Source organism: Ornithinicoccus halotolerans (genome assembly GCF_009602535.1).
Classification (GTDB): Bacteria; Actinomycetota; Actinomycetes; order Actinomycetales; family Dermatophilaceae; genus Ornithinicoccus; species Ornithinicoccus halotolerans.
On record NZ_WIQI01000100.1, the window covers coordinates 1 to 9,272 of the forward strand.

Annotated in this window: 13 protein-coding genes; 9 read left to right on the top strand and 4 right to left on the bottom strand. The window is 75.0% G+C overall.

Going from position 1 to position 9,272, the window contains the following annotated elements; all coding sequences use genetic code 11:
* Nucleotides 1-223 precede the first annotated feature (223 nt).
* Both GFJ45_RS13365 and GFJ45_RS13370 read left to right on the top strand, forming a co-directional pair.
* Nucleotides 224-586, top strand: coding sequence for an MmcQ/YjbR family DNA-binding protein (locus GFJ45_RS13365; protein WP_153398029.1), 363 nt, complete (start codon nucleotides 224-226; stop codon nucleotides 584-586).
* A gap of 46 nt (nucleotides 587-632) precedes the next feature.
* Entirely contained in the window at nucleotides 633-1,664 is a 1,032-nt protein-coding gene (locus tag GFJ45_RS13370) for a YeiH family protein (protein WP_153398031.1), read from the top strand.
* A gap of 5 nt (nucleotides 1,665-1,669) precedes the next feature.
* Here the strand turns inward: GFJ45_RS13370 and GFJ45_RS13375 are convergent, their stop codons facing one another.
* Nucleotides 1,670-2,704: a zinc-binding dehydrogenase gene (locus GFJ45_RS13375; RefSeq protein ID WP_153398034.1), complete on the bottom strand. Its 1,035-nt coding sequence runs from the start codon at nucleotides 2,702-2,704 to the stop codon at nucleotides 1,670-1,672.
* A gap of 114 nt (nucleotides 2,705-2,818) precedes the next feature.
* Between GFJ45_RS13375 and GFJ45_RS13380 the strand changes: the two genes are divergently transcribed.
* Nucleotides 2,819-3,460: a TetR/AcrR family transcriptional regulator gene (locus GFJ45_RS13380; RefSeq protein WP_228387021.1), complete on the top strand. Its 642-nt coding sequence runs from the start codon at nucleotides 2,819-2,821 to the stop codon at nucleotides 3,458-3,460.
* Here GFJ45_RS13380 and GFJ45_RS13385 read toward each other — a convergent pair.
* Complete coding sequence (locus tag GFJ45_RS13385) at nucleotides 3,430-3,975, bottom strand: protein-L-isoaspartate O-methyltransferase family protein (RefSeq protein ID WP_153398036.1); 546 nt, start codon at nucleotides 3,973-3,975, stop codon at nucleotides 3,430-3,432. The two genes, GFJ45_RS13380 and GFJ45_RS13385, sit on opposite strands and share 31 nt — an antisense overlap.
* Before the next feature lie 101 nt (nucleotides 3,976-4,076).
* Nucleotides 4,077-4,298, bottom strand: a complete 222-nt coding sequence (locus tag GFJ45_RS13390) for an RNA-binding S4 domain-containing protein (protein ID WP_228387023.1) — start codon at nucleotides 4,296-4,298, stop codon at nucleotides 4,077-4,079.
* Between the two features lie 49 nt (nucleotides 4,299-4,347).
* Here GFJ45_RS13390 and GFJ45_RS13395 point away from each other — a divergent pair, with 49 nt between their 5' ends.
* Together GFJ45_RS13395 and GFJ45_RS13400 are read left to right on the top strand one after the other, a co-directional pair.
* Complete coding sequence (locus GFJ45_RS13395) at nucleotides 4,348-4,941, top strand: TIGR03086 family metal-binding protein (RefSeq protein WP_153398038.1); 594 nt, start codon at nucleotides 4,348-4,350, stop codon at nucleotides 4,939-4,941.
* A 110-nt stretch (nucleotides 4,942-5,051) separates the two neighbouring features.
* Complete coding sequence (locus GFJ45_RS13400; RefSeq protein WP_153398040.1) at nucleotides 5,052-5,402, top strand: hypothetical protein; 351 nt, start codon at nucleotides 5,052-5,054, stop codon at nucleotides 5,400-5,402.
* A 39-nt stretch (nucleotides 5,403-5,441) separates the two neighbouring features.
* Here GFJ45_RS13400 and GFJ45_RS13405 read toward each other — a convergent pair whose 3' ends face one another.
* Nucleotides 5,442-6,128 carry a DsbA family oxidoreductase gene (locus GFJ45_RS13405; protein WP_228387025.1) on the bottom strand — a complete coding sequence of 229 codons (687 nt, stop codon included), beginning with the start codon at nucleotides 6,126-6,128 and terminating at the stop codon, nucleotides 5,442-5,444.
* Between the two features lie 101 nt (nucleotides 6,129-6,229).
* On the opposite strand from GFJ45_RS13405, the gene GFJ45_RS17100 reads away from it, so the two are divergent.
* From GFJ45_RS17100 to GFJ45_RS13420, 4 genes are all read left to right on the top strand, one after another.
* On the top strand, nucleotides 6,230-6,316 hold the full coding sequence (locus GFJ45_RS17100; protein WP_407670400.1) for a putative leader peptide: 87 nt from the start codon (nucleotides 6,230-6,232) through the stop codon (nucleotides 6,314-6,316).
* A 142-nt stretch (nucleotides 6,317-6,458) separates the two neighbouring features.
* The gene (locus GFJ45_RS13410; protein WP_153398044.1) at nucleotides 6,459-8,171 is read left to right on the top strand and encodes a nitrite/sulfite reductase; all 1,713 of its coding nucleotides are present in this window, start codon (nucleotides 6,459-6,461) and stop codon (nucleotides 8,169-8,171) included.
* The gene (locus GFJ45_RS13415; RefSeq protein ID WP_153398046.1) at nucleotides 8,168-8,905 is read left to right on the top strand and encodes a phosphoadenylyl-sulfate reductase; all 738 of its coding nucleotides are present in this window, start codon (nucleotides 8,168-8,170) and stop codon (nucleotides 8,903-8,905) included. Before GFJ45_RS13410 ends, GFJ45_RS13415 begins: the two co-directional genes overlap by 4 nt.
* Nucleotides 8,902-9,272 (top strand): precorrin-2 dehydrogenase/sirohydrochlorin ferrochelatase family protein (locus GFJ45_RS13420; RefSeq protein ID WP_323368740.1); only part of this gene is annotated, 371 nt, incomplete at its 3' end. The genes GFJ45_RS13415 and GFJ45_RS13420, both read left to right, overlap by 4 nt.

A 9,272-nucleotide genomic window follows, 5' to 3' on the forward strand; every position in this document is an offset into this window, starting at 1 on the left:
TGCCGACGGGAGCGGACACGGCAGAGGACAAGGGCGTCATGCTCCGCGCGCTCGACGTCATCGAGCGGGTGGGCAACGACCTGGGGTGGCGGTGGGGACGGTCGCCCCGGGGTGGGGAGGCGAGCCGGTAGCGGCGACAGGGGCCGCTACCGGCTCGTCCTGTCCTGGCTGGGCGTTCGGGCGAACCCTCGGCCCGGCCGCGGTTCGCCGCTACGTTGAGTGGGTGGACACCGACGTGACCGCGCGGGTACGGGAGATCTGCCTGGGGTTCCCCGGGGCGGAGGAGCGCGTCAGCCACGGCGGGCCGGCGTTCTTCGTGGGCCGCCAGTTCGTCCAGCTCTGGCCCGACGGGCACCACGACCGGGCAGAGCCGCACCTGTGGTGCGCGGCGCCGCCGGGGGCGCAGGAGGAGCTGGCCGCGATCGGCCAGCCGTGGTTCTTCGTGCCCCCCTACGTCGGGCACCGCGGCTGGCTCGGCGTCGTGCTCGACGGCAGCCTGCCGTGGGAGGAGGTCGCCGAGCTGTGCGAGGACGGCTACCGCGCGGTGGCGCCGCGCCGGTGGCTGGACGCCCTCGACGGGGGGTGAGCCGGGCAGTCAGCGGCGGGCACGGCCGATCGGGGACAATGCCCTGGTGCCCTCCCGCCCCACGCCCGAGCTCTCGGAGCCCCGGGCGACCGGCGGTGGTGCCGAGTCCCCGTGGCCTGGGCTCGCGCTCGCGCTGGCCGCGGCCGGGGCCGCGCTGGGGGTGCAGGCGCTGCTGCCCGCGGTGAGTGCACTGCTGGTGGCGATCCTGCTCGGCGTGCTGGTCGGCCACCTGGTCCGGCTGCCGGCGGCCATGGAGCCCGGGCTGGCGCTGGCTGCCAGGCGGCTGCTGCGGGTGGGGGTGGTGCTGCTGGGGCTGCAGCTGGCGCTGGAGGACATCCTCGGCCTCGGGTGGGGCGTGCTCGCCGTGGTGGTCGCCGTCGTCACGGTCGGGATGGTGGGCACCGTCGCGCTGGGGCGGTTGCTTCGCGTCCCGCCGGCCCAGGCACTGCTGGTCGCGGCCGGCTTCTCGATCTGCGGGGCCGCCGCCGTCGCGGCGGTCGAGGGCAGCATCGAGCGCGAGGAGGAGGACGTCGCGACCGCGATCGGGCTGGTCGTGCTGTTCGGGACGGTGATGATCCTGCTCGCGCCCCCGGCGCTCGGGCTGAGCGGACTCGGCCCGCACGACCAGGGAGTCATCGCCGGTGGCTCCGTGCACGAGGTCGCCCAGGTGGTCGCGGTCGGCGGCATCCTCGGCAGCGGCGCGCTGACGGTCGCCGTCGTCGTGAAGCTCGCGCGGGTGCTCATGCTCGCGCCGGTGGTGATGGTGCTCGGGCTGGTGCGTCGCCGCGGCGGGACCGCGGCCGGCGCGCCCAGGTCGGCCCCACCGCTGGTGCCGCTGTTCGTGGTGGGCTTCCTGGCGGCTGCGCTGGCGCGCACCGTGCTCCCGCTCCCGGACGCGGTGCTGGCCGCAGGCGGCCTGCTGCAGGTGCTGCTGCTGTCGGCGGCGATGTTCGCGCTCGGCCGGGGCGTGCACGTCAGCGTGCTGCGCCGCGCCGGCGTGCGGCCGGTGGCGCTCGGCGCGCTGTCGACACTGCTGGTGGTCGCGGTCGCGACCGGGGGCACGCTACTGGTCGGCTGAGCCCGCTAGCGGCCGGTCCCCGGGCGGATGACGATCTTGCCCACATGGTTGCGGCCGACGAACTCCCGCTGTGCCTGGTGGATGTCGGCCAGGTCATACCTCGCCGCGACCGGGGGACGGAACGTCGCTCGCCGCGCCTCGGTAGCGAGCAGGTCGAAGTGGTGGGGGCTGTGCATCGAGGAGCCGATGACCGCGATGTTGTGCAGGTAGAGGCGGCGCAGGTCGAGGGAGACGGTGTGCCCGCCGACGGCGCCGGCGATGACCCAGCGGCCGCCGTCGCGCAGCCGCGGCAGGATCTCGGGCAGCGCCGGACCCCCGACCACGTCGAGGACGGCAGCGAGGCCGCCCGGTGCGGTCCGCGCCAGCGCCGCGCCGACCGGCTGGATGCGGTCGAGGGTGACCGCCGCGCCCGCCTGTGCCACGCGGCTGCGCTTCGCCTCGGTCGTCAGCGCGATCACCTGGGCGCCGCGGGCCCGGGCGAGCTGCACCAGGGCGACGCCGACCCCGCCCGAGGCGCCGGTGACGAGCACGGTCTCCCCGGCGCCGATGCCGCCCCGCTCCAGCATGCCCATCGCCGTCCCGTAGGCGACCGGCAGGCAGGCGAGCTCCTCGTCGGACAGCGCCGAGCCGGAGACGTCGTGGACGCGGGCGGCCGCGACCGCGACCCGCTCGGCGAAGCCGCCGTCCGCCTCGCTGCCCAGCAGCCCGACCGGGTGACCGTGGTCGTCGTAGAAGGCCGGGTCCACCAGGACGCGCCGGCCCACCAGGGAGCGGTCGACGTCGTCTGCGACGGACTCCACGACGCCCACGATGTCCCCGCCCTGGACCCGCGGGAAGTCGATGTCCCCGCGCCAGCCGGACCTGGCGCCGGGATCCTCGGCGGTGCCGTACGCGCCCTCCCTCGTCCAGATGTCGGTGTTGTTCACCGCCGCCGCGGTGACCCGCACCACGACGTGGCCGTCGGCGGGCACCGGATCCGGCACCTCGCGCACCTCCAGCACCTCCGGCCCGCCGAACCGGGTCAGCACCGCGGCCCTCATCCCGCACCCCCGGGAGCCGCCGGTCCGGCCGCACCACGCCTGGGCGCGGCGACGGCACCCCGGTGCCTACACTGATCTGTGTACCTCATTCCCCGACCCTAGGTATACAGACCTGTGAATGCAACCGCGGGCGCCCACGGCCCAGCCGCACTGACCCCGGCCGCCCTCCGGATCCTCGAGGTCGCCAGCGACCTGTTCTACCACCGGGGCATCAACGCCACCGGCGTCGACACCATCGCCGAGGAGTCCGGCGTCACCAAGCGCACGCTGTACAACCAGTTCGGGTCCAAGGACGGGCTCGTGCTGGCCTACCTGCGCCGGCGGGACCGGACGTGGCGGGAGCTCGTGGAGCAGGCAGTCCGCGCGCCCGGCCTGTCACCACCGCAGCGGGTGCTGGCGCCGTTCACCGCGCTGCGGGCGTGGCTGGCCGAGAACCCGCGTGGCTGCGCGTTCGTGAACGCCTTCGCCGAGCTCGCCGACCCCGGCCATCCCGCTCACCGGCTGGCCGCCGAGGAGAAGCGATGGCTGCAGGACCTCTTCGCCGAGCTGCTCGCCGCTGCGGGGGTCGCCCGGCCCGAGGACCGGGCGACCCAGCTGGCCTGCCTGCACGAGGGGGCGCTCGTGCTCCACGCGATGGCACCCGACCCCGACGTCCTGGGCAGCGCGCGCCGCGCGGCCGCCGCTCTCCTCGAGAGCGGGGACCTCGACGGGTCGCCGCAGCCCGCTCAGCCGCCCTGCAGCGGGACGAACCGGTAGTAGCCGGCGGCCTGCTCCTCCTCGAGCTCCGCACCGCGCTTGGTCAGCGCGACCAACCGGCCCTGCAGCGGGAGCACCAGCCGGCCGCCCTCAGCCAGCTGGTCGACCAGCGGCTGCGGGACGTGCTCGGTCTGGGCGGAGACCAGGATCCGGTCGTAGGGGCCGTGCGCCGGGGCGCCGAGCACCTCCGGGTCGGCGACGTGGACGCTGGCGTGGGGGTACCCGGCGCGCAGCAGCTGCTGACGGGAGCGGTCCACCAGCTCGGGCACCACCTCGGTGCCGCGCACCCAGCCCTGCGGACCGACCAGCTCGGCGATGATCGCGGTGGTCCAGCCGGAACCGGACCCGACGTCCAGCACCCGGTCCCCGGGCTGGGGGGCGAGCAGCTCCAGCATCACCTGCACGGTCGAGGGCTGGCTGCACGTGGACCCGTGGCCGATCGGCAGCGCCTCGTCGCGGTCGGCCTGGTCCGTCAGGTCATCGGGCAGGTAGTCCGCCCGGGGAACGGCCGTCATGGCCGCCTTCACCGTGGGCACGGGGCATCACCTCTGCACAGGACGTTCCCTCAGGTGTACCCGGCGTCCCGGCAGGTGTCCAGCTGAGACCGGCGGCCCGCTCAGCCCGCGGTCACCCGCAGCCGCTCGTCCCCGTAGGAGACGACCGACCCGGGCCGCACCTGCACGCCGCGCCGGGTGACGACCTGGTCGTCGACCGTCACCTCGCCGTTCTCGATCACCGAGCGAGCCATGACGCCGTCCTGCACCACGCCGGCCAGCTTGAGCAGCTGCCCCAGCCGGATGGCGGCGTCGTGGATCGGGACCTCTCGGATGTCGCTCACGCCTCCACTGTAGGTGCGTCCACCCGCCGGCTGCGGCACAGTGGACGGCATGACCGCCCAGCCCACCGGCAGCCCCATCGCCCTCATGCCCGACGCCGCCGCGGCGGTCACCGCCGTCGCCGAGCAGGTCCCCGCCGGCGCCTGGAGCCGGCCCAGCCCGTGCACCGAGTGGACCGTCGCCGACGTGCTGGCCCACCTCACCCGCGAGCACCTGTGGGCGCCGCACCTGCTGCGAGGCGAGACGGTGGAGCAGGTCGGCAGCCGCTACGAGGGCGACGTGCTCGGTGACGACCCGGTCGCCGCGTGGAAGCGGGCCGCGGCCGGCTCGATGATGGCCTGGGGCCAGGCGTCCGACCCGGAGGCGGAGGTGTCGGTGTCGTGGGGGGCCATCCCGGTGCGTGAGTACGCCCACCAGATGCTCACCGACCTGACCGTGCACGGGTGGGACATCGCCCGCGGCGCCGCCGTGGACCCGCAGGCGGATGCGGACGCGATCGAGGTGGCCTGGGCGTACCAGAAGCCGATGGCCGGCGGCGGGAGCGCGCTGTTCGCGGCGCCGGTGGCCACCGACTCCTCGGACCGGCTGGACCAGCTGGCCGCCCTGCTCGGACGTGACCCGTCCTGGCGCCCTCCGCTAGACTGACCGCACGCGCCGGCGCCGTGGGGGACACCGCCGGCTGCGACTCTCAACGATGAGCGGCTGGCCCCGGCGTGCCTGGGGCCAGCCGCCGACGACGGTTCTGGAGGTGCGCGATGACGACGATCACCCCGGTGCGGACGACCACTGCCGGCTCGCTCGAGGAGTTCCTGGCCCAGCTGGGCCCCGAGGCGGTCGTCGGCGTCTACCGTGGCTTCGACGCCGGCAGCCGCGCCGCCGCCCGGGAGGTCACCGCGCAGGTCGCCCCGCACGTGGGCCGCGTGGTGCAGGTGGTGCCGGTGTCGGTGCCGGACCCCGCCTGGGCCAGCGAGGAGCTGCTGGAGCGGGCCCGCGCCCAGCTCCCAGCGGTGGACGCCCTGGTCGACTCCTGCCCGGCGCCGCGGCGGGAGGCCGAGTTCCTCGCCCGCATCCTGGACGTCCCGCTCCACGTCGCCGGCCAGCGCTGAGACGCTGACCGCGCTGCGCAGCACCGAGGCCGTCGCCGGCTAGGAGGCGGCGGCCTCCTGCTCGTCCGCCCAGGACTGTGCCAGCGCCCGCTCGAAGAGCTCGACCGGCTGGGCGCCGGAGACCCCGTACCGCCCGGCCAGCACGAAGAAGGGGACCCCCGTCGCGCCGTAGTCGCGGGCCCGCGCCTCGTCGGCCCGCACCGCCTCGGCGTACTCGTCGCCGGCCAGCACCGCGCGCACCCGCCCCTCCTCCAGGCCCGCCTCGGTCGCCAGCCGCACCAGCGTCGCGGGGTCGCCCACCGGCAGCGACTCGGTGAAGTAGCCGCGCATCAGCCGCTCCTGCAGCTCGCCCTGGCCGCCCTCCTCGCGGGCCAGGTGCAGCAGCCGGTGGGCGTCGAAGGTGTTGCCGCGCCGGGCCTGCTCCAGGTGGTACTCCAGGCCCACCTGGGCGGCCTGCTGCTCCAGCCGGGCGTTGTTGGCGCGGGCCTGCTCCAGGGTCATCCCGTACTTCTCGGCCAGCATCCGGCTGGTCGGCCGCTCGTCCTCGGCCGGCGCGTGCGGGTCCAGCTCGAAGCTGTGCCACACCACCTCGACCTCGTCCCGGTGCTCGAACCGCTGCAGCGCCAGCTCCAGGTGCCGCTTGCCCAGGTAGCAGAACGGGCACACCACGTCGGACCAGATGTCGATCTTCACGCCCCGGTGAACCCCCACGGCAGGGGCGCGCATTCCGTCTCCCCGGTGGTGCCGCTGCCCGACGGGTGTGATCCGCGTCGCATTTTCATGCCACTGGGTGATGCTGATCCAAACATCGTCTTATAGTCATGCCCATGCTTCGTGACCGCAGCGCCACCCGCGTGACCCGCCGTCACGTGGACCTGCTGCGTGTCGCCAGCACCATGTGCCGGGCGTCCTGACGCCCGCCGCAGCCACTGCAGACCGGGCGTGGGGCGCCCGGTCTCCTGCTGCCTGGAGGTCCCCGGCGTCTCACCACGGTCGACCACGTGAGGACGAGCCGACCAGCCGGCCAGATGAACCGGCAGAGACGACGAGGACACGATGACGACGACCGCATCGCCCACCCAGGACCAGCCGCAGCGGACCGGCACCCGGCGACCGGCCAAGCCGCAGGGGCAGTGGCTGGTGGACGGCCGCGCCCCGCTGAACCACAACGAGGAGGTCAAGGCCGCCGACAACGGCCTCAACGTGCGCGAGCGCATCGAGCGGGTCTACGCCAAGGAGGGGTTCGACTCCATCCCCGCCGACGACCTCAACGGACGGTTCCGCTGGTGGGGCCTCTACACCCAGCGCCGGCCCGGCATCCCGGGCGGCAAGACCGCCCAGCTGGACCCCACCGAGCTCTCGGACCGCTACTTCATGCTGCGGATCCGCCTCGACGGCGGCGCGGTGACCACCGAGCAGGCCCGGGTGATCGGCGGGATCTCCACCGAGCTCGCCCGGGACACCGCCGACGTCACCGACCGGCAGAACATCCAGCTGCACTGGGTGCGGGTCGAGGACGTCCCCGAGATCTGGCGCCGGCTGGAGAGCCACGGCATGCAGACCACCGAGGCCTGCGGCGACACCCCGCGGGTGATCCTCGGCAGCCCCGTCGCCGGCATCAGCGCCGAGGAGATCATCGACCCCACGCCGGTGATCGAGCAGATCACGCAGCGCTACGTCGGCGACCCGGAGCTGGCGAACCTGCCGCGCAAGTTCAAGAGCGCCGTCACCGGCCACCCCAGCCTGGACGTCGTGCACGAGATCAACGACGTCTCCCTGGTCGGCGTGGTGCACCCCGAGCTCGGGCCCGGCTACGACCTGTGGGTCGGCGGCGGGCTGTCGACCAACCCGCGGCTGGCCGAGCGGCTGGGCGCCTTCGTCACCGCCGAGCAGGCACCGGAGGTGTGGCACGGCGTGGTGCGGGTGTTCCGCGACTACGGCTACCGGCGGCTGCGCACCAAGGCGCGGCTGAAGTTCCTGCTCGCCGACTGGGGCCCGGAGCGGTTCCGGCAGGTGCTGGAGGAGGAGTACCTCGGCTACCGGCTGGCCGACGGGCCCGCCCCCGCGCGCCCCACGACGCCGGGGGACCACGTCGGTGTCCACGAGCAGAAGGACGGGCTGCGCTACGTCGGCGCGACCCCGGTGGTCGGCCGCGTCTCCGGCACCACCCTCACCGCGCTCGCCGAGCTGGCCGAGTCGGTCGGCTCCGGCCGGATCCGGTTCACCCCGCACCAGAAGATCCTGGTGCTGGACGTGCCGCCGCAGCGGGTGGACGAGCTCGTGGCGGGGCTGGAGCGGCTCGGGCTGTCGGTGCGGCCGAGCCCGTTCCGGCGCAGCACCATGGCCTGCACCGGGATCGAGTACTGCAAGCTGGCCATCGTCGACACCAAGGACACCGCAGCCGGGGCGGTCGCCGAGCTGGAGCGCCGGCTGGCCGACGTCGAGCTGGACCGCCCGATCTCGCTGCACGTCAACGGCTGCCCCAACTCCTGCGCCCGCATCCAGACCGCCGACATCGGGCTGAAGGGCCAGATCATCACCGTCGACGGCGAGCAGCTGCCCGGCTTCCAGGTGCACCTGGGCGGCACCCTCGTGGCCGACCACGAGGACGAGGCCGGTCTCGGCCGCACCGTCCGTGGCGTCAAGGTGGCCGCCCGCGACCTGCCCGGCTACGTCGAGCGGGTGGTGCGGCGCTACCTCGCCCAGCGCGACGAGGGCGAGACCTTCGCCGGCTGGGCCCACCGCGCCGACGAGGAGGCGCTGGCGTGACCGCCACCAGCCGCTGCGTCGAACGCACCGAGCTGGCGGCGCGGGCGCGGGAGGCCGCCGCGCGGTTCGCCCGGCGCGAGCAGGAGGTCACCGACCCGGTGGCGCTCAGCCGCGAGGTCGTGGCCTGGGCCGTCGAGGCCTTCGGCGACCGGCTCGCGGTCACCTCCAGCATGGCCGACGGGGTGACCGCGCACCTGGTCTGCCAGCGGCTGCCCGGGGTCGACGTGCTCTTCCTCGACACCGGCTACCACTTCGCGCAGACCCTGCAGACCCGGGACCAGGTGGCCCGCAGCATGCCGGTCACCGTCCGCACCATCGAGCCGCGGCAGACCGTCGCCGAGCAGGACCGGGAGCACGGCCGCGACCTGTTCGCCCGGGACCCGGAGCACTGCTGCCTGCTGCGCAAGGTCGAGCCGCTCAGCCACGCCCTGGCCCCGTATGACGCCTGGGTCACCGGGCTGCGCCGGGAGGACAGCCCGGCCCGGGCCGCCACCCCGCTGGTCGCCTGGGACGCCGACCGCGGCATGGTCAAGGTGTCCCCGGTGGCGCACTGGACGCAGCCGACCGTCGAGGCCTACGTGGCCGAGCACGAGGTGCCGGTGAACCTGCTGCTGGAGCAGGGCTACCCCTCCATCGGGTGCTTCCCCTGCACCCGTCGGCCGCTGCCCGGCCAAGGCTCCCGGTCCGGGCGGTGGACCGGGTTCGACAAGACCGAGTGCGGGATCCACCCGTGAGCCCCGCGACCCCGGACCAGACGCCGCTGCTGCTGGGCCTGGACCTGCGGGACCGGCTGGTCACGCTGGTCGGCGGCGGCGCCGTCACGGCGCGCCGGGCCCGGATGCTGCTGGCGGCCGGTGCCCGGCTGCGGGTGGTCAGCCCGGTCCTGCACCCCGAGCTGGCCGAGCTCGCGGCGGGGCAGTCCGTGGACTGGCTCGCGCGCCGCTACCGGGGCGCGGCCGACCTGGCGGGCTGCTGGCTCGTCCACACCGCCACGGGCGACCCCGAGGCGGACGCGCAGGTCGCCCGGGACGCCGAGGCGGCGCGGTTGTTCTGCGTGCAGGCGGGCCGGGCCGAGGAGGGCAGCGCCCGCGTGCCGGCGCG

Coding starts and splice junctions, on each gene's coding strand:
- GFJ45_RS13400 (WP_153398040.1), top strand. CDS start 5,052: ATGACGACGATCACCCCGGTGCGGACGACCACTGCCGGCTCGCTCGAG.
- GFJ45_RS13385 (WP_153398036.1), bottom strand. CDS start 3,975: ATGACGGCCGTTCCCCGGGCGGACTACCTGCCCGATGACCTGACGGAC.
- GFJ45_RS13375 (WP_153398034.1), bottom strand. CDS start 2,704: ATGAGGGCCGCGGTGCTGACCCGGTTCGGCGGGCCGGAGGTGCTGGAG.
- GFJ45_RS13395 (WP_153398038.1), top strand. CDS start 4,348: ATGACCGCCCAGCCCACCGGCAGCCCCATCGCCCTCATGCCCGACGCC.
- GFJ45_RS17100 (WP_407670400.1), top strand. CDS start 6,230: ATGCTTCGTGACCGCAGCGCCACCCGCGTGACCCGCCGTCACGTGGAC.
- GFJ45_RS13410 (WP_153398044.1), top strand. CDS start 6,459: ATGACGACGACCGCATCGCCCACCCAGGACCAGCCGCAGCGGACCGGC.
- GFJ45_RS13405 (WP_228387025.1), bottom strand. CDS start 6,128: ATGCGCGCCCCTGCCGTGGGGGTTCACCGGGGCGTGAAGATCGACATC.